At 38.2% G+C, this 24602-nt stretch carries 25 protein-coding genes and 1 other annotated feature; of the genes, 17 read left to right on the forward strand and 8 right to left on the reverse strand.

The features are described 5' to 3' along the window. Positions 1-255: 255 nt before the first annotated feature. Positions 256-2091 carry a DNA ligase D gene (locus M3610_RS21015; protein ID WP_251462215.1) on the reverse strand — a complete coding sequence of 612 codons (1836 nt, stop codon included), beginning with the start codon at positions 2089-2091 and terminating at the stop codon, positions 256-258. A 129-nt stretch (positions 2092-2220) separates the two neighbouring features. Here M3610_RS21015 and ku point away from each other — a divergent pair, with 129 nt between their 5' ends. The 4 genes from ku (at position 2221) to M3610_RS21035 (ending at position 5003) form a co-directional block, all read left to right on the forward strand. Beyond that, positions 2221-3051, forward strand: a complete 831-nt coding sequence (ku, locus tag M3610_RS21020) for a non-homologous end joining protein Ku (protein WP_251462217.1) — start codon at positions 2221-2223, stop codon at positions 3049-3051. A gap of 110 nt (positions 3052-3161) precedes the next feature. After that, positions 3162-4124 carry a nucleoside hydrolase gene (locus M3610_RS21025; RefSeq protein WP_251462220.1) on the forward strand — a complete coding sequence of 321 codons (963 nt, stop codon included), beginning with the start codon at positions 3162-3164 and terminating at the stop codon, positions 4122-4124. A gap of 290 nt (positions 4125-4414) precedes the next feature. Further along, the gene (locus M3610_RS21030) at positions 4415-4615 is read left to right on the forward strand and encodes a cold-shock protein (RefSeq protein ID WP_066256683.1); all 201 of its coding nucleotides are present in this window, start codon (positions 4415-4417) and stop codon (positions 4613-4615) included. Between the two features lie 184 nt (positions 4616-4799). After that, the gene (locus M3610_RS21035) at positions 4800-5003 is read left to right on the forward strand and encodes a cold-inducible protein YdjO-related protein (protein ID WP_180230153.1); all 204 of its coding nucleotides are present in this window, start codon (positions 4800-4802) and stop codon (positions 5001-5003) included. Positions 5004-5038: 35 nt separating this feature from the next. Here M3610_RS21035 and M3610_RS21040 read toward each other — a convergent pair whose 3' ends face one another. Next, on the reverse strand, positions 5039-5332 hold the full coding sequence (locus tag M3610_RS21040) for a DUF6509 family protein (protein ID WP_098575039.1): 294 nt from the start codon (positions 5330-5332) through the stop codon (positions 5039-5041). A 302-nt stretch (positions 5333-5634) separates the two neighbouring features. On the opposite strand from M3610_RS21040, the gene M3610_RS21045 reads away from it, so the two are divergent. Genes M3610_RS21045 through M3610_RS21055 form a run of 3 tightly spaced genes read left to right on the forward strand, consistent with a single transcriptional unit; the run spans position 5635 to position 9177 of the window. Beyond that, positions 5635-6387: a DeoR/GlpR family DNA-binding transcription regulator gene (locus M3610_RS21045; RefSeq protein ID WP_098575012.1), complete on the forward strand. Its 753-nt coding sequence runs from the start codon at positions 5635-5637 to the stop codon at positions 6385-6387. Continuing rightward, on the forward strand, positions 6384-7298 hold the full coding sequence (gene pfkB, locus M3610_RS21050; RefSeq protein ID WP_251462223.1) for a 1-phosphofructokinase: 915 nt from the start codon (positions 6384-6386) through the stop codon (positions 7296-7298). Before M3610_RS21045 ends, pfkB begins: the two co-directional genes overlap by 4 nt. 13 nt (positions 7299-7311) lie before the next feature. Next, positions 7312-9177 (forward strand): PTS fructose transporter subunit IIABC, encoded by a 1866-nt coding sequence (locus M3610_RS21055; protein WP_098575010.1) that lies wholly within the window; start codon positions 7312-7314, stop codon positions 9175-9177. 28 nt (positions 9178-9205) lie between these two features. Here the strand turns inward: M3610_RS21055 and bcbE are convergent, their stop codons facing one another. Further along, a complete protein-coding gene (gene bcbE, locus M3610_RS21060; protein ID WP_285851413.1) occupies positions 9206-10492 on the reverse strand; it encodes a bacillibactin exporter BcbE in 1287 nt (428 codons plus the stop codon). Positions 10493-10714: 222 nt separating this feature from the next. Further along, positions 10715-10963, forward strand: a binding site (T-box leader). A 60-nt stretch (positions 10964-11023) separates the two neighbouring features. On the opposite strand from bcbE, the gene trpE reads away from it, so the two are divergent. The 8 genes from trpE (at position 11024) to mnmH (ending at position 18690) form a co-directional block, all read left to right on the forward strand. Next, complete coding sequence (gene trpE, locus M3610_RS21065; RefSeq protein ID WP_098575007.1) at positions 11024-12412, forward strand: anthranilate synthase component I; 1389 nt, start codon at positions 11024-11026, stop codon at positions 12410-12412. Further along, entirely contained in the window at positions 12409-13020 is a 612-nt protein-coding gene (locus M3610_RS21070) for an anthranilate synthase component II (RefSeq protein WP_251462226.1), read from the forward strand. The genes trpE and M3610_RS21070 overlap by 4 nt, the downstream gene beginning before the upstream one ends. After that, on the forward strand, positions 12992-14020 hold the full coding sequence (trpD, locus tag M3610_RS21075; protein WP_251462230.1) for an anthranilate phosphoribosyltransferase: 1029 nt from the start codon (positions 12992-12994) through the stop codon (positions 14018-14020). Before M3610_RS21070 ends, trpD begins: the two co-directional genes overlap by 29 nt. Further along, positions 14021-14812: an indole-3-glycerol phosphate synthase TrpC gene (gene trpC, locus M3610_RS21080; RefSeq protein WP_251462233.1), complete on the forward strand. Its 792-nt coding sequence runs from the start codon at positions 14021-14023 to the stop codon at positions 14810-14812. It abuts the gene before it with no gap. Beyond that, a complete protein-coding gene (locus M3610_RS21085; protein ID WP_251462235.1) occupies positions 14809-15426 on the forward strand; it encodes a phosphoribosylanthranilate isomerase in 618 nt (205 codons plus the stop codon). Before trpC ends, M3610_RS21085 begins: the two co-directional genes overlap by 4 nt. Positions 15427-15432: 6 nt before the next feature. Beyond that, complete coding sequence (trpB, locus tag M3610_RS21090; protein WP_251462236.1) at positions 15433-16632, forward strand: tryptophan synthase subunit beta; 1200 nt, start codon at positions 15433-15435, stop codon at positions 16630-16632. 3 nt (positions 16633-16635) lie between these two features. Beyond that, positions 16636-17421, forward strand: a complete 786-nt coding sequence (gene trpA, locus M3610_RS21095; protein WP_251462238.1) for a tryptophan synthase subunit alpha — start codon at positions 16636-16638, stop codon at positions 17419-17421. A gap of 174 nt (positions 17422-17595) precedes the next feature. Continuing rightward, the gene (gene mnmH / locus M3610_RS21100; RefSeq protein WP_251462244.1) at positions 17596-18690 is read left to right on the forward strand and encodes a tRNA 2-selenouridine(34) synthase MnmH; all 1095 of its coding nucleotides are present in this window, start codon (positions 17596-17598) and stop codon (positions 18688-18690) included. Positions 18691-18713: 23 nt separating this feature from the next. Here the strand turns inward: mnmH and sda are convergent, their stop codons facing one another. Next, positions 18714-18848, reverse strand: a complete 135-nt coding sequence (sda, locus tag M3610_RS21105) for a sporulation histidine kinase inhibitor Sda (RefSeq protein ID WP_088088631.1) — start codon at positions 18846-18848, stop codon at positions 18714-18716. 199 nt (positions 18849-19047) lie between these two features. Between sda and M3610_RS21110 the strand changes: the two genes are divergently transcribed. Both M3610_RS21110 and M3610_RS21115 read left to right on the forward strand, forming a co-directional pair. Beyond that, positions 19048-19251 (forward strand): DUF6501 family protein, encoded by a 204-nt coding sequence (locus M3610_RS21110; RefSeq protein WP_026563761.1) that lies wholly within the window; start codon positions 19048-19050, stop codon positions 19249-19251. Positions 19252-19312: 61 nt separating this feature from the next. After that, a complete protein-coding gene (locus tag M3610_RS21115; RefSeq protein WP_251462247.1) occupies positions 19313-19903 on the forward strand; it encodes a GNAT family N-acetyltransferase in 591 nt (196 codons plus the stop codon). A gap of 73 nt (positions 19904-19976) precedes the next feature. On the opposite strand, the gene yidC is transcribed toward M3610_RS21115, so the two are convergent. The 4 genes from yidC to pflB form a co-directional block, all read right to left on the reverse strand. Beyond that, positions 19977-20771 (reverse strand): membrane protein insertase YidC, encoded by a 795-nt coding sequence (gene yidC / locus M3610_RS21120; protein WP_098574998.1) that lies wholly within the window; start codon positions 20769-20771, stop codon positions 19977-19979. A gap of 28 nt (positions 20772-20799) precedes the next feature. Then, complete coding sequence (locus tag M3610_RS21125; RefSeq protein ID WP_251462249.1) at positions 20800-21093, reverse strand: hypothetical protein; 294 nt, start codon at positions 21091-21093, stop codon at positions 20800-20802. 175 nt (positions 21094-21268) lie between these two features. Continuing rightward, positions 21269-22021 (reverse strand): pyruvate formate-lyase-activating protein, encoded by a 753-nt coding sequence (gene pflA / locus M3610_RS21130; protein ID WP_098574996.1) that lies wholly within the window; start codon positions 22019-22021, stop codon positions 21269-21271. A gap of 57 nt (positions 22022-22078) precedes the next feature. Beyond that, on the reverse strand, positions 22079-24304 hold the full coding sequence (pflB, locus tag M3610_RS21135) for a formate C-acetyltransferase (RefSeq protein WP_098574995.1): 2226 nt from the start codon (positions 24302-24304) through the stop codon (positions 22079-22081). Positions 24305-24602: the final 298 nt, after the last annotated feature.

Below are 24602 nucleotides of genomic sequence, written 5' to 3' on the forward strand. Positions count from 1 at the left end.
TAACCAAGTAAGCGAAGAAGCGAAAATAGCTTCTCTTCTTAGAGTTGGTCAAAAATAAACCAAAACCGAGTTTAAGTAGGGAGCCTTGACAGTTTCGTTCATATCAGGAGGCTCCCCGGCACGCCCGTGGAAAGCGAAGTGCCTGGAGCGCCTATCAACAAGACCTGTTTAAAGTTTATAGACCAATATTATCTGATAAATTAACTCGGTGAAATTTTGAAGCGATTGAATAAAAAAAGAAGTCCCTATCCTCATTTATTTGCCCCCATTTTTTAATACCTCCAATACAGGTCCAAATGGTTGAATGGATTTTGTTTGAAAATAATCTGAAAAGGGATCTCCTTGTTGGCGAATTCGTTTTAATGCATTTTCCATATTAAACGAAATAGGTTTGAGTTTTTCAGTTACTTCATCCCAATATAGGGGTGTGGCGACACCTGCATGTTCATTTCCCCGCATTGAATAGGGGGCAACAATGGTTTTCCCCTCGCTATGCTGCACATAATCAACATAAAGTCTGTTTCCGCGGTTTTTCTTCATTCTTTCAATTGTAAAGGAATCAGGATCCTTTGAAATCAAATATTCAGCAATAAAGCTTGTAAATAATCTTGTATCGTCATAAGTGAATTCATTTTCCGGCAAAGGCAGGTAGACTTGCAATCCTTTATTTCCAGACGTTTTAATGAAAGCGATTAAATTTAATTGATCGAGAACTTCTTTAATTAACAATGCTGCTTTTACCGCCAACTGAAAGTGCTCCTTAGAGGGCGGATCTAAATCAAAAACAATTTCACTTGGTCCCTTGCTATTGATGGTTTGAAAGGGGATGTGGAATTCAATCGCTAATTGATTGCCAAGCCATACGAGCGTTTTTAGATTATTGCAGAGGATGTAGTCAATCCCCTCATCAGCATGTGTTTGTACAAAGTCAGGTGCATAATCTGGACAATTTTTTTGATAAAACGCTTCACCGAACATCCCGTGCGGATAGCGGATGACGGTTAATAAGCGATTGTTCAAAAAGGGCAGTATATAGGGTGAAATTTCTCGCAAGTAGTGAATATAGTCTGCTTTTTTAATAACTAATTTTTCCCATAATGGTTTATCTGGATGGGTTATATCAAGGTCCCCTGGCAGGTTTTTTTGTGCATAGATAAAACGATCATATGTACACTCAGTAGGTTCTAAATCAAAGCGAAATCGATCAAAATGGGGTTCACGAAGTTGGTTTTCATAAAGCTCTAAATATTTCACCTCCAGGCATATGGCCGGTTCGACAATTATTAATTGAGCTTCTTCACGAAGCATATTTTGTTTTATTGTGTGTTGAAGTGCTTGTTTTTCTTCTGGTTTAAATCCGAATAGGACCTGACCTATTGGATGGATTTTTTTGTCCTTATAAACACTTACATAAAAATATCCATTGGTTTTATCATAGGCGTTGATAAAACAACTTACATATTTCCAATTTTTATACTTTAACCACTGTAGGGAGCGTTTTCCCTCCTCCCAAAGACTGTTTTTTTGTTTGGCAATAATTCCTTCCCCATCAGACAATACAACTTTTTCCCAAAGCGGCTCAAATTCTTCATGTGCCTGAACAAGTTGAAGGAGTTGTTCGTTGTAGGGGTCAGCCTCAAGTTCAAAGCCGACTTTTTCGAACAATTTGATGAGTTCCTTTTTGCGTTGTTGAAAATCAAGTGAACGTAATGATTTCCCAGCGCTTTTCAGTATGTCAAACACCATTAGGCGACAAGGGGATTTACTGGCTTGCCCGCGAATCTTTTTTTCTGATCTTAATCGTCCGCGCACTTGAATCATCGCGAAATTGGCTTTGTGTGTGTTTTCTAATGAGACAAGCTCTCCGTCTAATTGTAGTGGTAGAAACGGTTTAAAGTGATTTTCGTGTTTTAATAAAAATTCCTTTATTTCTGGGAATTGGGGGAGAAGAGATTTTTCATTCCGGCTAATAAGTTCAATTCCATGAGAACTCCATTCTAAAAGCGCTCGAAATCCATCATATTTTACTTCGTAGAGCCATTCAGGATGAACAGGGAGATCAAATGTAAGGCTGGGCAGCATCGGCTTCATGGATAAATGGTCCCTTCTTTTTCATTTATTTTGTTTAAAAATACTTAGATTCATTCTTTTCCAAATGTTTTTAGGAATGTGAATGTCTTGGGAACGCAAAATAATAACAAAAAGATTGGAGAAATAAATATGCATACGATGTGGAAGGGAAGTATTAGTTTCGGACTTGTAAATATACCCATCAAACTCCATACGGCAACAGAAGATAAAGATATCAAACTTCGGACCCTGCATAACAAATGTCATGCTCCGATTAAATATGAGAAAATTTGTTCTGTCTGCGAGGAAGAAGTGAAACCAGAGGATATCGTTAAAGCGTATGAGTATACAAAAGGGAAATTTGTCGTTCTGGATAATGAAGAGCTTGAAAAGTTACGTAAGGAAAATGAGGATAAAGCAGTTGAAATTATTGATTTTGTTAAAATGGAACAAATTGATCCAATTTACTTCGATCGCAGTTATTTTATGTCTCCAAGCGAGGGGGGAGGTAAAGCCTATTCCCTGCTGAGAAAAGCATTACTAGAGTCAAAAAAAGTCGGTCTTGCCAAGATTATCATCCGTTCGAAAGAGCAATTAGCAGTTATACGTGTGTATGAAAATGTGTTAATCATGGAAACCATCCATTATCCGGATGAAGTTCGAAAAGCGGGTGATGTGCCAAGTGTACCTGCTGATGATAAGGTAACCGAAAGAGAACTTGATACTGCAATCATGTTGATTGATCAATTGACATCAGATTTTAACCCTGAAAAATATACGGATGATTACAGAACTGCATTACTTGAACTAATTGAATCGAAACGAAAAGGACAAGAAACCGTATCAGCAGCAACGAAGGAAGTCGCTTCAAATGTTACAGACTTAATGGCGGCATTACAAGCATCCATTGACCGGACGAAGCCTCCAAAAACGGCTGCGCCAAGAAAGAAAGCAGCGCCAAGAGTCAAAAAACGAGCATAGGGAAGTGTTGACAAAACCGATTCGAATCAATGAATCGGTTTTTATATTAGTTCTTTCATCCAAAAAATAAGCATATTTTTTAAAAATATAATTTTTTGGGGGAGATACTTTTGGCTTATAATGTGCTCATGATTGCTGATCCGGGGATTGATGATTCTTTTGCCATAATGTATGCCTTATTAAATCCAAAAATCAACCTAGTGGGTATAGTCAGTGGTTATGGCAATACACCAAAGGACAAATCAGTTAAAAATACAGCCTACTTGTTAACATTAGGCGGCAGAGCTGATATTCCAATTATTGCAGGAACCGCAGGACCGTTATTAGGTGAACCGATTACATATTACCCGGAGATACATGGCGAAGAAGGATTAGGACCTATTAAACCTCCTGATACAATAAAGAATGTGAAGGTATATGACATAAACAAAATCAGTGAGATAGTTACCCAATATGAAGGTAACCTTATAATTGTTTCGGTAGGGAGATTGACCGAGTTAGCCTTAATGTTCATCTTATATGGAAATGAAGCACTTAAAGGAGTAAATGCTTTCTTTATTATGGGTGGGGCTTTTTTAGTCCCAGGGAACATTAGTGCTGAAGCCGAAGCTAATTTTTATGTTGACCCAATTGCTGCACATACGGTGATGGAAAAAGCACATAATATCAACTTATACCCATTAAATGTTACCAATAAAGCACTCATCACGCCCGAAATTATTGACTTTCTTAGCCAAAACAGCCCCACACCTTTCCGCCCGCTATTAAAACCGGCTTTTGATTATTACTTTAAAGCCTATCAGAAAAATGTCCTGGGTATAAAAGGAGCACCGCTTCATGACGTAGTCCCGCTGATGGCGCTAAGTGAACCTGATTTAGTGAAATATATCCCAAAACGAGTGAGAGTGGAGCAATTTGGGAATGCCAAGGGAAAAAGCATTGCAGACTTTCGACCAAAGCCAGATCAGGAACCCACTGAAACACTTGATAACATCGGGATGGAAATTGATGTAACGAAATTTTCTGCCAACTTTGTAGAAATATTCTTACAAGGTGAATTTAATAAGGAATAATGAAACTAACTTCGAGTTTCATATACTGTTAGTATGAGACAAGTTTTACAAGTTATTATTATACTGAAATATTTTCTCTGAATTTCCTGGTTTTTGAAATTCAAATTGACGGTATGGCCAAAATCTGTTAAAATGAAGGTACGCTTTTAAGTTGGTTAAATATATATTGGTTTCAGTAGCCGTAACTGCACGAACATGTGGGGGATGTCTATTACCCGAACGTGTCAGTACGTCTTTTTTATTTTTTTTAACTGAAAATTAAAGTGAACAATTATTTTGGGGGTTAATTCATGAATAACGGTAAAGTTAAATGGTTTAATGCAGAAAAAGGCTTTGGATTTATCGAAGCAGATGGCGGTCAAGACGTATTTGTTCACTTTTCAGCAATTCAATCAGAAGGCTTTAAAACTTTAGAAGAAGGCCAATCAGTATCATTCGAAATCGTTGAAGGTGCGCGTGGGCCACAAGCTTCTAACGTTAAAACAGTTTAATTCTATTAAAATAAAAAGGTGATGCACTAGATTTAGCATCACCTTTTTATCTATAAAATTTATATTTGATAAACTAGTTTCAGTTGGCAATGGAACACACTGCTAAATGATGTATTTCCATGTTATTTAGCTAACAAACAAAAGAGTAAAAACAGTCATGCACTAATTATAAGGGGTGATCGTTTTGGCGTTTGGTAGAAAAAGTGATGAGGAAATCAAATTAGAAGAAACGAAAATATGGGTGTGTAACTCAGCAACTTGTAAATGCTGGGTACGTGACAATTTTAAAAGCACGGATGTGCCATTATGCCCGATTTGTAAAAGTGAAATGAGTTTAACAACAAAAGAATTACAAGTGATTCATAACCATAGTAAAAACTTTATGTAATAAAAAACAGGGAGTGATTCATCACTCCCTGTTTTTTATTCTGATGCATGCTCTTTACAATAGGCAAGGACCAGTGCCTCTTCATCTTCCTCAAGTACAAAGTCTAGAACATTTTCACTCCCTTGTTCATAAAGGTAAAAATTGGTGATTTTCTCACCATTTTCATCGCTAACGAAAATAGTTCTTAGGCCAATTCCTTTATCCGAATATAGCTCATCTTCTTCATCAACCTCTAGTTCGAGGAAAAACTCATAGCGGTCACCTGATAATAAACCGAATGGATCTTCTAATTTTTCAACTGTGTGTCCAGTAATGTTCAAGTGTATCATCCTCTGCAAAATATTCATCCATCCTATTATACACATTTTTGTTTCAACAAGAAAAAATTGAATCAATTTTGATATGTTTAGCGTATATTGTGATTTTTATATATAACGCCATAAATCTCTGGCGTTTTTTTTATATATTGAAAAACAGGAAAACCTACATATTATAATGTGGTAATTTATGAACTTTCAGAAAACGTTCAAAAACATTCAAAAAATGATTGGTTTTGAAAGAAAATGATTGAAATATGCAATCGGTTTCAGTATTATGTAGTTACCGAATAAAAAAACTAGGTGGTGATGACATGTTAACACCAGAACGTCATCGGATTATCATGCAATTATTAAAAGAGAAAAATGTAATAAAAATTAATGAAATTATGGAGTTAACAGAGTCTTCGGAGTCAACTATACGACGTGACCTCTCACAATTAGAGGAACAAAAGTTTTTAAAGAGAATTCATGGAGGTGCCTCAAGATTACAAGGTAAACTTCAAGAACCCAGTATGATTGAGAAATCATCCAAAAACCTTCAAGCAAAGCGGTTGATTGCACAATATGCAGCCAGTTTAGTGGACGAAGGTGATAGCATATACCTTGATGCTGGCTCAACAGTTATTGAAATGATAGAATTCTTGAACTTTAAGGATATCGTTGTAGTCACGAATGGCTTAATGCATTTAAAACCTTTATTAGATAAAGGTATATCCACTTACTTAATTGGGGGCTTGGCAAAGCCTAATACCAATGCATTTATCGGAAGAGGAGCTTTAGCAGGTTTGGACCTTTACCGTTTTGATAAATGTTTCATGGGTGTGAATGGTATTCATCCGCAATTCGGCTATACAACACCGGATCAGGAGGAAGCTTTGGTAAAACAAAAGGCAATGGCTCTTTCAAGAGAGACATTTGTGCTATCGGATAATACAAAATTTGCTGAAATTTCATTTTCCAAGATTGCTGATATTCACGAAGCAGTCATTATCACGAATGAATTAGATGACGAAACACAAAAGCAGTACTTAAATAGAACTACAATAAAGGTTGTGACAACATGATTTACACATTAACGTTAAATCCCTCTGTTGATTATATCGTTAAACTAGAGAGCTTTCAGCTCGGGGAATTAAACAGGACAGTGGAGGAAGCAAAATTTCCAGGTGGGAAAGGAATCAATGTGTCAACAGTTTTGAAGCATTTTGGCACAAGCAGTATAGCACTAGGTTTTATTGGTGGTTTTACCGGTGCGTACATTGAACAGTATCTTCAAAAGGAACTGATTGAAACAGATTTTGTCCAGGTTGATGAAGATACACGAATCAACGTAAAACTAAAAACGGGTCAAGAGTCAGAGATTAATGCAAATGGACCGAAAATCACGGCAGAAAACTTTTCATTATTAAAACAAAAAATAAAGAAACTAAGTGCCGATGATTTATTGGTATTGGCAGGAAGCATTCCTAGTAGTTTACCGAAAACTACCTACGAGGAACTGGTCAAAATCTGCAGTGAAAGCAGTGCACAATTTGTGGTGGATGCAGAAGGGGATTTATTAAAAAAAGTTCTTCCTTATCGTCCATTATTAATCAAACCAAATCATCACGAGCTTGGGGAATTATTTGATGCAACTATTACTACTGCTGAAGAAGTCATTCCATTTGGGAAAAGGCTCGTAGAGATGGGTGCGAAAAATGTAATAATTTCGCTCGCTGGCGCTGGGGCGGTGCTGATTAATAGTGAAACAACACTTTTGGCAGAAGTTCCAAAAGGAGAAGTAAAAAATTCAGTAGGTGCAGGTGACTCAATGGTCGCAGGTTTCTTAGCAGCCTATGTAAAAACTCGAAATATTGAGGAAGCTTTTCGCTATAGCGTGGCCTCAGGAAGTGCAACAGCCTTCTCACTTGGTTTATGTACCAAAGAAGAAGTTGAAGAACTCCTGCCACAAGTTCATATAAAAGAGATCCTTTAAGGGAGAGAAAATCATGAAAATTACTGAATTGTTATCTAAAAATACGATTCTTTTAAATATAGAAGGCAATCAAAAAGAAGCAACAATTGATCAGTTGGTTGATGTCCTTTCAAAGGCGGGGAAAATTTCTGATCGTGCTGAATTTAAAGCAGCCATCTTAAAGCGTGAAGAACAAAGTACCACTGGTATTGGGGATGGAATCGCTATCCCTCATGCGAAAACAAAAGTAGTAAATGAAGCAGCCATTGTCTTTGGGAAATCAGCGGCAGGTGTTAATTATGAATCATTGGATGGAAAACCAGCACATTTATTTTTTATGATTGCTGCTCCAGATGGTGCGAATAATACACATTTAGAAGCATTAGCACGGCTCTCAGGATTGTTAATGAAAGCGGAAGTTCGTTATGAGTTATTAAAGGCAACAACTCCTGAGGAAATCCTTGATACTATAAACCGCTATGATAAAGAAGATAAACAGGAAACCGTAACAAAAGAAACTAAGAATAATTTAATTGTAGCTGTAACAGGGTGTCCAACGGGTATTGCCCACACCTATATGGCAGCTGATTCTTTAAAAGCAAAGGCAGCTGAATTGGGTGTTGATATTAAGGTTGAGACAAATGGCTCAGGAGGAGCAAAAAATGTCTTAACTAAAGAGGAAATTGAAAATGCGACAGCAGTCATTATCGCTGCAGATATCAATGTCGAGATGGAAAGGTTTAAGGGTAAGCACGTAATCCAAGCAGCGGTAGCAGAAGGAATCCGTCGCCCTGCGCAATTGATTGACAAAGCGGTTAAACAAGACGCACCAATTTTTAAGGGGAATAACGGGCAAAGTGAAAAAACAGAGGATCAAAAAGGATCTCGTACAGGCTTTTACAAGCACCTGATGAATGGCGTTTCAAATATGCTTCCCTTCGTGGTTGGAGGAGGAATATTAATCGCGATTAGCTTTATGTTCGGATATAATTCTGCTAATCCAGATGACCCATCCTATAACCCTATTGCAGCCGTTATTAAGGCCATTGGTGGGGATAATGCATTCGCATTAATTGTTCCAGTACTTGCAGGCTTTATTGCCCTCAGTATTGCTGATCGTCCAGGTTTCGCCCCAGGTATGGTAGGCGGTATGATGGCGGCTCATGGTGGAGCCGGTTTCCTTGGCGGTTTAGTTGCAGGTTTTCTAGCAGGTTACATTGTCTTACTGTTAAAGAAACTGTTTGCAGGCCTTCCACGTTCTCTTGAAGGAATTAAAAGTATCTTACTTTATCCCCTATTTGGCATTGCGATAACCGGATTTTTAATGCATTATGTCGTAAACAATCCAGTTGCATGGGTGAACAAGGAAATTGCTGATTGGTTAACAGGTCTTGGAACAGGGAATGCCGTATTATTGGGTATAGTACTAGGACTTATGATGTCATTCGATATGGGTGGACCAGTTAACAAGGCTGCCTATGTATTTGGAACAGGATTATTAGCAAGTGGAGTCTATGAACCAATGGCGGCAATTATGGCTGCTGGTATGGTCCCGCCGCTGGCTATTGCACTTGCAACGACATTCTTCAAAAATAAATTTAATGATCAAGACAAAGATGCAGGAAAAGCGTGTTATGTCATGGGCTTATCCTTCATTACCGAAGGCGCGATCCCTTTTGCAGCGGCTGATCCATTACGTGTCATTCCTTCTGTTATGGCTGGTTCGGCCATCGCTGGTGCACTATCGATGGCATTCGGAATTGGTCTCCGTGCCCCACACGGCGGAATATTTGTTGTCCCATTGGTAGAAAATGGTGCCCTGCTTTATGCACTTTCCATTGTAGTGGGCTCTATTGTATCAGCATTATTAATCGGTCTTCTAAAAAAACCAGTAAAATAATATGTATATAAAGAGCTGAGGACTTTCCTCAGCTCTTTTGGTCTTGTGCTTTGGGTTTGATCGCCATCAATGCAACAATGGCTGCAATAATACTTAAACTACCTAATAAGATAAAAATCCAATGGGTTTCTTTCTTTAGTAACAAGGCAATAATTGGTGGTCCTGCCGCCACTCCAATAAATCTCATTGAACTATAAATGGATGAAATGGTGCCTCTTTCTTCCTTTTCAACACCCTCAGTAATCAAGGCATCTAGACAAGGTAGCCCTAAACCAATACCTACTCCGCTAATAAGAAACATGGTAATTACGTACCAAAGTTTTATCGAAAACCACAAGGCACCAATCGATAGGGCTGCAGCAATCACACCACCAAATGTCAACCACTTCATGAGAACTTTGTTTTTCTTAATCACTTTTCCGCTGATAAACGAGGATAAACAAAGAGCACCAAGTGGTAAAGCTAGAAAGAAACCTTTCTTGATATCCTTAATGCCATATTCTTTTTCAAAAAGCTCGGACAGATAAAACAAAATTCCAAAAAGGACAAACATTAAAATTCCACCAATAAAAAAGATGGCGTAAAGCCAGCGTCCCTTTTCAGTAAAGGTTTTTTTCACATTAATGAAGAAATCTTTAAATGGAATGGGTTTCTGTGTTGATTTTGGGCTTTTGACCAAGAACATAATCATCAAAACAGAAATAGCACAAAATACAGGAAAGGAAAAAAATGGCATAAACCAAATGATTCCCGCAAGAAAAGCCCCTAAAATAGGGCTTAATACCTTTCCAAACGTATTCGATGTTTCTATTAAACCCAGACAACAGCTAACATCATCCTCATTTTTAAACATATCCCCAACCAATGGCATAACGATTGGAGCTGCTCCAGCAGCTCCAACCCCCTGAAGGGCGCGGCCAGCTAAAATTATCCAATAAGCATCATTCATTTTCCATGCAGCAAAACCTGAAATCAGCCCGCCAATTCCAGCAATGATAAGGCTTGGAATAATGACTTTTTTTCGACCAATATGATCTGATAAGTATCCGGCAACAGGTATTAGGAAAATAGCAACAATCGAATAAACAGTAATAACCATACTGGTTTGAAAGGAAGAAATCGACAACTTTTTTTCCATTGAAGGTAGAACTGGAATTAACATCGAATTACCCAACGTCATGACTAGTGGAATGGAAGACAGTGAGATGATTGCCCACTTCTGATTAGCTATTTCATTCGATCGCTTTTGTCCCGCTGCTGATTGTTTCTTTTTGGCAGCTTTTGGATTTTGGCTTAAATGTTCAATATGCTCCATTAATCTTCAATCCCGCCTTCGTTATTTGCTACTATTACTATTTGCTTATTCAGTATAAAAAAACCTTGTTGGAATATCCTTTAACTGGAATAAATAAAAAAATAAGCTAGTGGCTTGTAAAATAGAACGGAAAAACTAATTTTCAAATTAATTAAAAAATTTATGAATTTTTCCCTTGACTTTAGAGAGAAATTTGCGTAAGATATAAATCAAAGTTAAATAATTAACTCGTTGAACAAGAGGAGTACACTTATTTATTTCTTCTAAGAGAGTCGGGGGAGGTGGGAGCCCGATAAGAAAGGATTTGTGGAATGGACTTGTGAGAGGCATCTTGAATCTAAGTAGGGATGCACGGGTCTCCACCGTTAAAAGGATAGGATATCGAACAGTTTGTTCCGTATCTGAAGAGGAAGCAGAGCAATCGGCTGCTTCAGACAGAGGTGGCACCACGACCATAGAATCGTCCTCTATATGCGTAAAATTTTTGCGCATATAGAGGACGATTTTTTTTATTTAGAAGGGGGTCCAAACATGAAAACTAAAATGGATTTTTTCATAAAAGAAATTAAAGGAGACACGCTTACACCCATCTCCATCTTAAAAAAAATAAATGGGAAAAAGAAATTCCTATTAGAAAGCTCACATAAGTACAATGCCTCTGGCCGATATTCCTTTATTGGAGCAGAGCCTGCATTTGAACTTATTTCGAGAGGGGATCGGAATGAGATTCTAAAAGAGAATGGTGAAAATGAAGTGATAAAGGGTAATCCTCTAGAAGTGTTAAAGAAACTAATCCCCCCCATGGATTTTGAAGAGTATCCCTTCCCATTTATTGGAGGCGCAGTTGGATTTGTTGGCTATGACATTATTAGGCAGTATGAAGTGATAGGAGAAGAATTTCCAAACGGTATGGAAATGCCGGATGTACACTTAATGTTTTATGAAGAAGTTATCGTCTTTGATCATCTTCAAGACAAGGTTTTGATTTGTGGTTGTCCTTTAACGAAGGAGAGCGACACCGCTGTAATTGAGAAAAGAATCAATCGCAGAATAGAGGAACTCAAGCAGCCTACTTTTTACCCAACAGAAGAGCCATTTGATTTTTCAGGCTTTGACTCTGAAACAACAAAAGAAACTTTTATCAAAAATGTAGAAATCGCGAAGGAACATATATTAGCTGGTGATATTTTTCAAGTGGTTCTTTCTAGGAGGATGAAATCAGCTTTTAACGGAGATCCATTATCACTTTATCGCAAACATCGGGCTAATAATCCAACACCCTATATGTTCTATATTGACTTTGACGGGTATACCGTGATTGGTTCATCTCCAGAGAGCTTAATTAAAACAAGAGCACAAACAGTTATTTCGAATCCTATCGCAGGTACAAAAAGACGAGGGAGGACAAATGAAGAAGATTTGTTGATTGAACAAGAATTGAAAAATGATGAAAAGGAACTAGCGGAGCATAAGATGCTAGTTGATCTTGGCAGAAATGACCTCGGAAAAATTTGCGAATTTGGGTCCGTTCAAGTGGATAAGTATATGGCGGTGGAGAAATACCGACATGTGATGCACCTTGTCTCAGAAGTAAGCGGTCATTTAAAATCCGACAAGACAGCCATAGATGCCCTCGCTGCCTGTCTTCCGGCCGGGACTGTTTCAGGTGCCCCAAAGGTTCGTGCGATGGAGATTATTAACTCATTGGAAAAGTCAAAACGAGGGTTATATTCAGGAGCTGTTGGATATATATCCGCGGATGGAAATATGGATTTTGCCCTTGCGATTCGAACGACGATTTTAAAAGAGGGTTCGGCTTATATACAAGCTGGGGCTGGGATTGTATATGATTCGAATCCAGAGTCCGAATATCAAGAGACGATAAACAAACTAAACTCTTTCTTGGAGGGTGAGAAATGATTTTACTAATTGATAATTTTGACTCGTTTACATTCAACCTCTATCAATATCTAGGGGAACTTGGGGAACAAATAACAGTTTTTAGGAATAATCAGCTAAGCATGGAACAAATCAAGGAATTAAACCCTAAAACAATCATTCTTTCCCCGGGACCAGGGAAGCCGGAGAATGCCGGAATTTGCATCGAAGTAATTCAAACATTTTTTAATAAGATCCCTATCTTAGGAATTTGCCTCGGTCATCAAGCGATCGGTGCAGCATTCGGTGGTGAGATTAAACGGGCACCCCTAATCAAGCATGGTAAAACATCGTTCATATCGCATCGGTGCGATGGATTATTTGAAGGCCTGCCAAGCCCATTAGAAGTGATGCGGTATCATTCATTAATCATTGAAAAGAGTAGTATTCCTGAAGTGCTCGAAAGGATTGCACACTCGGACGATGATCAGGAAATTATGGCAATCAGGCATCGTGACTATCCTGTTTTTGGTCTGCAGTTTCATCCGGAGTCGATCGGTACTCCTACAGGCAAACAAATCCTAAATAACTTTTTAAATGAGATAGAGAGGATGAAGAAAAATGAAGAATTATTTACTCCAATTAGCTGAACGTGAATCATTTTCTGAAAAACAAATGAAAGAAGCCGTTAGTTTCATTTTAGGGGAAGAGGTTTCAGAATCTGAAATTGCTGCCTTCTTAATGGGCTTGAAATCAAAAGGAGAAACAGTCGAAGAAATTACCGGAATAGTTAAAGCAATGAAGGCAAATACACTGAAATTTAATGAGAAATTCTCTGGCGTTCTAGATAATTGTGGAACCGGAGGAGATGGGTCTTCCAGTTTTAATGTGAGTACTACTTCTGCTTTTGTGATTGCCGGTGCGGGGATTCCGGTTGCCAAGCATGGCAATCGAAGTGTTTCGAGTAAAACGGGTAGTGCTGATGTACTTGAATACTTAGGGATTAATTTAAATTTGTCAGCAGAAAGAACAGAAGAAATTCTGCAGGAAATCGGCTTATCCTTTTTATTCGCGCCAAATGTTCATCCAAAATTAAAGAAAGTTATGAGCGTTCGAAAACAATTAAAGATTCCAACGATATTTAACTTTATTGGACCACTTACAAACCCAATTGAGTTGGACTATCAATTGTTGGGTGTGTATCGGAGAGATTTATTGAATGTGTTTGCTGAAGTTCTTTTCAAGTTAGGACGCAAGCGGGCCGTTGTTATCAATGGAGCAGGCTTTATGGATGAAGCATCTCTGCAAGGGGAAAATCATTTAACTATTTTAGAGAATGGCGTAATTACAAGTCAATCATTCTTCCCAGAAGAAATCAATCTTCCACAATATGATAACAGTTGTATTAGAGGCGGAGATTCTAAGGAAAACGCTGAAATATTAATCAATGTGTTAAAAGGGGAAAAGGGCGCTTGCCGTGATACTGTGTTACTGAATTCCGGGCTTGGGATATTTACAGCAGGTAAAGCTAACTCCATTAAAGAGGGTATAATGGTGGCAAGAGAAATTATTGATTCTGGTGCTGCTTATGAAAAACTAAATACACTTATCGAAAAAACACAAGCAGCAGGGCAGAAAGAGGCGATATAAGTGGCAACCATCTTAGATAAGATCATTGACCAAAAGAAAAAAGAAGTTCGGATTCTACGTGAAGGTAATCTCCAACAAGTTGAATTGAACAAGCCGAGAAGATCTTTTATTCAAAAGCTTAAAACAGCTGATCAAATATCGATAATCTCAGAGTTTAAGAGGGCATCACCATCGAAAGGGATCATTAATAACACGATTGATCCTGCCTTTCAGGCGGGGCTTTATGAAGAATATGGTGCATCGGCTATATCCGTTTTAACGGATCAAACCTTTTTTAAAGGCAGTTTCTCTGATTTAAGAGCGGTTCGGAGCCAGGTAAATCTGCCGATTCTCTGTAAAGACTTTATTATTGATGAGGTGCAAATTAATCTGGCTGCTTCAAATGGGGCGGATCTCATCTTACTAATTACAGCTGCATTAGACGATCAAAGATTAGTTGAACTTTTTCAATATGCGAAGGGATTAGGTCTTGAAGTATTAGTGGAAGTTCATAATCAGACTGAATTGGAAAGTGCACTTAAAACAGGTGCGAAGTTGATTGGGGTTAATAATCGCGACTTAAAGACGTTTCATGTTTCACTTGAGGTAACTGAGAACTTAGCCTCGGAGGTAAAAAACTCTGGTGCATATCTCATTAGTGAAAGCGGGATTCATCACCAAGAAGATGTAGCACGAGTTAGAAATGCAGGAGCCAATGGAATATTAGTGGGTGAGGCATTAATGAAAAGTCCTAATGTGAAACAATCGTTTTTAGACTTTCGCTTGCCACTTATTTTAGGTGTCAAGAAATGAAAGTGAAAATCTGTGGAATTACTGATATCGAAACCGGTGTGACGGCGGCACGTTATGGTGCTGATGCCATTGGATTCGTCTTTGCAGATAGTAAGCGCAAGGTCACCATAGAGAAAGCACAAGAAATTATTGCTCATTTACCGAATGAGGTGTATAAGGTCGGTGTTTTTGTAAATGAAACAAGAGATGAAATAGAGAAAATTGCCGCTTCTGTGGGCCTTACCCATATCCAATTACACGGAGATGAAACAGGAGGTTTCAGTGAATCGCTGTCATTGCCTGTTATAAAATCCATTAGTTTTCAAGGAAATGAAGGCTTAGCTGCATTGGCCGATTTTCCATGTGAATTTATTTTATTAGACAGTCCAAAGGGAAAATACAGAGGCGGAAATGGAACGGTATTTAATTGGAATGAGGTCGATCCTCACCTAATTAAAAATCACAATATAATTCTTGCTGGTGGATTGCATGTTGATAATGTGGAAGAAGCGATAAGAATGATCAAACCATGTATGGTTGATGTTAGCTCGGGGGTAGAAACCAACGGGAAAAAGGATTTAGAAAAGATTAAAACATTTATAGAAAAAGCGAAAAGCATACCTGTAGGGAGGTAAAAGGGAATGAACACTTATACATTACCGAATGAGCAAGGCCACTTTGGCATTTTCGGGGGAAGATTTGTCCCTGAGACATTGATGAAAGCAGTAATTGAACTTGGTGAAGCGTATGAAAGCGCGAAAAAGGATCCTTCCTTTCAAGTGGAAATTCAAGATTTATTAAAAAACTATGTTGGTAGAGAAACCCCATTGTATTATGCAGATAACCTAACAAGACATGCCGGAGGAGCTAAGATTTTCCTTAAAAGAGAAGATTTAAACCATACAGGCGCCCATAAAATTAATAATGCGATTGGGCAGGCACTTTTAGCCGTACGAATGGGAAAGAAAAAAATCGTCGCTGAAACAGGAGCTGGCCAGCATGGTGTAGCAACCGCGACCGTTTGTGCCTTATTAAATCTTGAGTGCATCGTTTTTATGGGTGAAGAAGATATCAAAAGGCAAGCTCTTAATGTTTTTAGAATGGAATTGCTGGGTGCAAAGGTTGTTAGTGTTACCTCCGGAAGCGCCACATTAAAGGATGCAGTTAATGAAGCGTTAAGATACTGGGTAGAAAATGTAGATGATACACACTATTTATTGGGATCTGTTATGGGGCCGCATCCATTTCCTCAGATGGTCAGGGATTTCCAAAGCGTGATTGGCAAGGAAACAAAACAGCAGTTTCAACTAAGCGAAGGGTCGCTTCCGGATGCCGTGGTAGCCTGTATTGGCGGCGGGAGCAATGCGATGGGGATGTTCTATCCATTTATCGAGGATGAAGAGGTTAATCTCTATGGTGTAGAAGCAGCTGGACAGGGTGTGGATACAAAGTACCATGCAGCCTCCTTAACAAAAGGAAGTCCGGGGGTATTACATGGAGCACTCATGTACCTTTTACAAGACCAAGATGGTCAAGTTCAAGAAGCACATTCTATTTCGGCCGGGCTAGATTATCCTGGTATTGGACCGGAGCATAGCTATTTACATGATATTGGCCGTGCAAAATACCATTCGATTACTGATAAAGAAGCGCTAGACGCTTTTCAGCTTCTTTCTAAACTTGAAGGAATCATTCCAGCACTTGAGAGCGCGCATGCCATTGCCTTTGCAGTGAAGCTAGCTGCAGAAATGGACGAATCCCAAAAAATTGTAGTGTGCTTATCAGGGCGCGGTGATAAAGATGTTGATACGGTGAAAACACGTTTAAGAGAGGAGAGATAAGAAATGAACCGTTTTGAAAAAACTTTTGCATCATTGAAAGAGAATAATAGAAAAGCGTTTGTCCCTTACATCATGGCAGGAGATGGCGGGCTGGAATGCTTGGTTGATCGCCTTCAATTATTAGAGAAATTTGGTGCAACGGCCATTGAAGTGGGGGTTCCATTTTCGGATCCAGTGGCCGATGGACCAACCATCCAGCAAGCGGGAATTAGATCACTTGGAAATGGTACAACTCTGAAAAGTATTATTACTGAACTTGGAAAGGCACGAAAGGAAATTAATGTTCCTATTCTGCTTATGACTTATTTAAATCCAATTTATCGCTATGGGATCAATGAATTTGTCCAAGATGTACGGAATGCAGGTGTGGACGGGTGTATTATTCCTGATTTACCGATCGAAGAGGAAGGAATTATTACACCGAAGCTAGAAGAAGCCGAAATAGAATTAATTCGTCTTGTCACACTCACAACACCAATTGAGCGAATCAAAACCATTGCAAATAAGGGCAAGGGATTTTTATATACGGTTACAATTAAGGGGATTACAGGTGTGAGAAATGAATATGATTCGGAATTGAATCAATTCTTACAGAATGTAAAAGCTCTAAGTCCAATCCCTGTCTTGGCGGGCTTCGGTATTTCAAGCCAAGAACAGATAGTAGACTTAACAAAGCACTGTGATGGAGTTATAGTTGGCAGTAAAATTGTCGATCAATTTCATAACGGAAAACTGGATGAGATGGAAAAGTTAATGTCTGTTTTTAAACCAATATCCAAAATGGTGTAACCGCACAGATTAATCGTCTTTCCTTGAATGCAAGGGATGTTTCCTGTATAATAGATACGTAATTGACATGAGTTTACTTTTTTTCGAAACTTCCCGTTGTGGAAGTTTTGTTTGTTTTCTAATAGATATTTTAATGTAATCATTAAGAGTAATTTTTTAAGGAGCGTAGATGATATGAAAGAAATGACGGTCGAAGAGCTTTTCGCGACAAAGAACCCAGTAATCATTGATATACGCTCACCAATTGAGTTTAAGGATGGCGCAATTCCAGGAGCGATTAATGTACCATTATTCACAGATGACGAACGGCAAGTAATCGGCACAATTTATAAACAAGAAGGACCTGCAGTTGCAAAATGGAAGGCAATGGAAATTGTTTCTCCTAAAATTCCTGACCTATTGCACACGATAAAGAATACCATTTCCAATGATACCGAGCTGATTATCCATTGTTGGCGAGGTGGGATGAGAAGTAAAGCAGTGGTCACGTTTCTCGAGTTTGCAGGTATTTATGCTAGTAGGCTAGTAGGTGGATATAAAGAGTACCGTCACTATATTCTTGAACAGTTACCAACAATGCTTCCCGGCAAAGCTGTTGTCCTTCATGGACTAACAGGGGTTGGGAAAACAGAGGTCTTAAAAATCTTAAAAAAAAGAGGCTATCCAATTTTAGATCTTGAAGAGATGGCAGGGCATCGCGGTTCGATATTCGGAACAATTGGCCTGGGGGATGGTCATAATCAAAAAACATTTGACTCCTTACTATACAAAGGGCTTACCGAAATAAAGGGTGCTGAATACTTTCTCGTGGAAGCAGAAAGCAAAAGAATCGGAAAAGCAGTCCAAACCGAGGAACTAATGGATAAAAAGATGAGAGGTATTAATATCAACCTAAATACCTCGATTGAACAAAGGGTAGCACATCTTGTGGCGGAATATGTACATCCTTATCAGAATGAGCCATGGTATTTTGATAAGATTTCTGATGGGATTGAAAAAGTGTTAAGACGCATTAAAGCGATTGACATCAGAAATTCACTTATCCAAACGTTATCTGATCGAAATTATCCGGATATGATTCGCAATTTACTTGAACACTATTATGATCCAAGGTATGACCATGCGAAACAAGAGTATGAAGGGGAATTCATTGAGATTTTTGCTGATAATCCAGTGGAGGCAGCGGAAAAGATTGCAGGAGTACTTAAAGAATTATCCTTTTATCCTAACGCGTTTACAAGTAATGAGATGAAAATGAAAAACCGCTGAAGCCTTTCAGCGGTTTTTTCGTGTTAACGATTTTTAAATGGTTTTAGGCCGCGGCGTTTGATTTCATCTTTTAAAATCTTAATCCATTCTTTTTCCTTGTCAGACTTTAATGCATCCCGATACGAAACAACTAATTGCTCATTACTCATAATTTTCATACTTATGAATGCCTCCTCAAGAAAATGGATTGAATATTCAGTTTTTATAATTGTAATGGTTTTTTGACCATTTGAGAACCCAAAATTAATAAAATTTTTAAATAGTTCACAATTTCTTAATGCATTGATTTTGTTGCGCACCACCAGCCATTTTGATTATACTAGGAGTGGGACAAAGAACGAAAGGAAGGGTGCAGCAATGATTCATCTATCATGGCGTGATCGTGAAACAATCAAAAAGATAAAATGCGTTCATACGGATGCCAAAAAATATCTTGTTAATAATGCTTTAACGGCTGGGAAAGTCTATGATGTAAAAAACGAGACTGAAGAATTTTATTACATTGTTGATAATACAGGAAAAGTAGGCGGCTTTTACAAGGAATATTTTCAAGATGCATAAAAGGAGGACTGTGGAGCAAAGCCCGCAGTCTTTTTCTTATGAAAAAGGGAGAGAATGATTAATGACTAAATTATGGAACGATCTATTTTCTTTACAAGGGGAAACGGTAAAATTAATTCCTGTCAGTATGGATCATTTAGACGGTTTGTGGGAAGCAGCGGAACCAGATGAAATCTGGACGTATATGGCGACAAAAATTCGCTCAAAAGAGGATATGGAACGAATGATAGACTCTGCCATAAAAGCACGTGAACATGGAACAGATTATACCTTTACGGTTGTAGACAACAATGAACATATCATTGGGAGCACACGATTCTTAGATATACTCCCAAACCATAATAGTGCGGAAATTGGCTCGACGTGGTATCACCCGGATGTATGGCGGACCAAAGTAAATACTGAATGTAAATTTCTTTTATTAAGACATGCATTTGATGTTTGGAACCTTACTCGTGTTCAATTAAAAACGGACTCTCGAAATATAAGATCCCAAAAGGCGATTGCAAGAATCGGTGCCGTGAGAGAAGGAGTATTACGGAAAGATCGGATTATATCAGATGGATATCTAAGGGATACAGTATTTTTTAGTATCCTTCATGATGAATGGGCTGAGATAAGCACCCAATTAAAAGGCAGGTTGCAAAGGTAAGAAAACTGTCAAATTAATGGCAAATAACTACCCAAAAAAAGAAGCATCCAAGGACGCTTCTTTTTCAATCTGACTATTTTTGTTTGACTTGAACTTTTGGTGTCTTATTGGTTTGATAAAGACTTTTACTAATCATTGTTTGAATAATCAGGAACGTACCACCGACTACCCAATAAAGAGGAAGGGCTGCGGGTGCGTTAAATGAAAACATAACAATCATTAATGGGGAGAGTAAACCCATATATTTCATTTGGTCTGCCTGGGCGGAAGGCATATTTGACTGAGAAACTTTAAATTGGAAGTAGTAAATAACCCCGGCAATAATCGTAATAATGATGTCAGGATTTCCTAGGCTGAACCATAAAAACTCATGAGTTTTTATCTCTTCTGAACCACGAATCGCATAATAGAAACCAGTTAGAATAGGCATTTGGATTAGCAATGGAAGACAGCCCATATTTAAAGGATTAACCCCATGCTTTTTATAAAGTCCCATCATTTCTGCTTGAAGTTCCTGCTTTTTCTTTGGATCCTTTTCGGTTTTCATTTTAGTCTGAATGACATCCATTTCAGGCTTCAACACATCCATTTTTTCCTTCATTGCCATTTGATTTTTATACTGCCTTAACATAAGCGGCATTAGGGCAAGCCTTATAATCAGAGTAACAAGAATTATGGACAAACCATAATTTCCATTAAAAAGTTCCGCTAAATAATGGATAAAATTTGAAAAAGGTTCGACAAAGTAAGTATGGAAAAATCCACTATTGTTGTTTCCACTTTTTGTTTGGGACGAACATGCAGATAATAATAAAGTCGTTAAAGCTAACATTGTTACAAAAATAATAGAAGATCGTTTGTTTTTCATATTTCCTCCTAGAATGGTTTATTAATTTTTATGGACAAAAAAGGGAGGAAACAGGTTCTTCAGAATCATCCTGTGAATATTCTTTTCTACGAAAATATATAACAATTCTTTTCAGAATAAAGCTGCCATTTAAACAACTTTTCTTAAGATAAAGTACCAATGGGTGAATAATATTTGTCCTTGCTGGATCAGATAAGGAACCAACAAAAGAATATTCCACACTCCATGCCCATAATAACTTTAAAGCAATTCCTAAAAAAATACTTACATAAAGAGCGTTAAGGGCATTTATATCTGAACTGTCGATAAGCAATTGAAACAAATATTATCACCTCACTTAAATGTCAATGATATGAGTATATAGGAGATAAGGTAAAGAATCAATTTAATACTTGCCAAAATGCCAGATTATGCAGATATTTACTTATTGGCCTATAGGATAAGTATTAAAGTTTCCAAATTATGCACAGTATCTAAAAACACTGATTCAAACCGAATCAGTGTTTTTGGATTGGTGCATTCCAGTGTGCAGTTATTTTTTTATAGGCAAACTCCACATTTTCCTCTGTGGGCGGCTCAATAGAATGGAGTTGATATTCATGTCCGAGTGCTTCCCACTTATAAACACCGAGTTTGTGATAGGGAAGAATTTCAATCTTTTGGACGTTATTAAGTGTCCCAATAAATTCACCAAGTTTTGTTAAATCATCAGGATCATCTGTTATCGTTGGAACGAGTACGTGGCGCACCCAGATAGGAACATGATGATTGGATAAGAATGTTGCAAATTCAAGAATATGGTCATTAGCCATTCCTGTTAATTGAATATGTTTTTTCCGGTTAATATGTTTCAGATCCAATAGGATTAAATCAGTATACTGAAGCAATTCCTCTAATTGGTCAACAAAAAGCTTTGAATGAGAGAAGCAGCCACCGGAAGAGTCAATGGTCGTATGAATCCCTTTCTTTTTACATTCCTTAAATAATTCTGTTAAGAAAGGGATTTGCAGCAAGGGTTCACCACCGCTCACTGTAATTCCACCACCAGAAGACTGAATAAAAGGCAGATAGGACATAAGATCATCCATGATATCGGAAACAGTCATTTCTTTGCCGCTGCCAATTTCCCACGTATCAGCATTATGGCAAAACTGGCACCGCAATAGGCAGCCTTGTGTAAAAATAACATAGCGGATACCTGGTCCGTCGACTGTACCTAATGTTTCGATTGAATGAATATTTCCGTTCATGTTAATGATCCCCCTTGGTTTACCAGGGACCTAATAAAAGGGCCCCGGTTGGCTTGATTATAGTGATTCGTGGAATGTTCGATTAATAACGTCTAACTGTTGTTCTTTTGTTAATTTAATGAAGTTAACTGCATATCCAGAAACACGGATTGTTAATTGTGGGTAAAGCTCTGGGTGTTCCATTGCATCAATTAATGTTTCGCGATTAAAGACGTTAACGTTTAAGTGATGACCTGATTTAATAGCATATCCATCTAGGATTGATACAAGGTTACGGGTTTGGCTTTCTTCCTCTTTACCTAATGCTTTAGGCACGATTGAGAAGGTATTTGAAATTCCATCCATCGCATAGTTGTATGGAAGCTTCGCAACTGAAGATAGTGAAGCTAGTGTTCCTTTTGTGTCACGGCCGTGCATCGGGTTAGCACCTGGTGCAAATGGTTCTCCCATACGACGTCCATCAGGTGTATTACCGGTTTTCTTTCCGTAGACTACGTTAGATGTAATCGTTAAGATTGATAGTGTGTGAACAGAATCACGGTAAGTTTGGTGCTTACGAAGTTTTTTCATAAAGGTTTTAAGCACTTCTACAGCAATCGCATCGACTCGGTCATCGTTGTTTCCGTATTTAGGGAAGTCCCCAGTTGTTTCGAAATCAACCGCCAGACCATTTTCATCACGGATTACCTTGACTTCACCGTATTTAATCGCACTTAGTGAATCAGCGACAACGGAAAGACCAGCGATACCTGTTGCCATCGTACGAAGAATCTTAGTGTCGTGTAAGGCCATTTCAATTCTTTCATAGCTGTATTTATCATGCATATAGTGAATGACATTTAAGGTGTTGATATAAAGACCAGCAAGCCATTCCATCACAAGATCGAATTTTTGCATGACTTCTTCATAGTTTAATACTTCAGATGTAATTGGCTGATATTGTGGTCCCACTTGAATTTTTAATTTTTCATCTACGCCGCCGTTAATAGCGTATAGGAGTGCTTTTGCAAGGTTAGCACGGGCACCAAAGAACTGCATTTGCTTACCAATTTCCATTGCTGAAACACAGCAAGCAATTCCATAGTCATCCCCATATTCTGGGCGCATAATATCGTCGTTTTCATATTGAATCGAGCTAGTTTTGATGGACATTTTCGCACAATATTTCTTAAAGTTTTCGGGTAACTGCGGTGACCATAAAACTGTTAAGTTTGGTTCTGGTGCAGCACCTAAGTTGTCTAATGTATGCAGGAAGCGGAATGAGTTTTTCGTTACTAGGGAACGACCATCATTTGCCATACCGCCGATTGATTCTGTTACCCATGTAGGGTCTCCACTGAATAATTCATTATAATCTGGTGTGCGGGCAAATTTTACAAGACGTAGCTTCATAATAAAGTGGTCGACTATTTCTTGTACTTCTTCTTCGGTTACTGTTCCGTTTTTCAAATCTCTTTCTACGTAAATATCTAGGAATGTTGACACGCGGCCAAGGCTCATCGCGGCACCGTTTTGTTCCTTAATCGCTGCTAAGTATCCAAAGTACACAAATTGGAATGCTTCAGCCGTATTTTTAGCTGGTTGACTAATATCAAATCCATAGCTGCTTGCCATTTCCTTTAGTTCTTTTAATGCACGAATTTGTTCAGCAAGTTCTTCACGAAGGCGCATATTATCTTCAGTCATTACCTTGCTAGTGTTCTTTTGGTCCTTTTGCTTTTCTTGGATTAAGAAATCAACACCGTAGAGAGCAACGCGGCGATAATCCCCAATAATGCGGCCGCGTCCATAAGCATCAGGAAGACCGGTAATAATTGCAGCTTTACGAGCAAGCATCATTTCATCTGTGTAGGCATCGAAAACACCTTGATTGTGAGTTTTACGGAACTCAGTAAAGATTTTTTCAATTTCAGGGTTTAATTGGTACCCATAAGCTTCACAAGCTGCTTTCGCCATACGGATCCCACCAAATGGCTGCATGGAACGATTAAACGGTTTATCGGTTTGTACACCAACAATTTTTTCAAGGTCTTCGTTAAGGTAACCAGGTCCATGGGAAGTTATTGTAGATACGGTTTCAGTGTCCATATCCAATACGCCGCCCTTTTCGCGCTCTTGTTTGGTTAATTCCATTACCTGTGCCCAAAGTTTAGTGGTAGCTTCTGTAGGACCTGCTAAAAATGAATCATCCCCTTCGAAAGGAGAAAAATTATTAAGGATAAAATCGCGAACGTTTACTTCTTTTGACCAAGCACCTTTTGTAAATCCAGTCCATTGTTCCATTAGTAATCACCTCATATTTTTTATAAAACAATATAACAGTTTGGTTGTTTCTTCTATAAATCGAGTATAACAGGTTTTTTGTGAAAAAAGGCACGTATATTAGTAACAATTGTTAACGTTTTGTGAAGTCCTATTTAAAGGGGATAATTAGTAATGTCATCAGATTGTTAATATAGTTTTATAGAATAAATTTCCAAACTGTACTATAATTATCTTCGTAAATTTCAAAACTGTTATATATGAAGAAATTTATAAAAACAAGGTGTTACCATTAAAAAAGATTGAAACAGCAGTTCTT

The organism is Neobacillus sp. MER 74, from assembly GCF_023714155.1.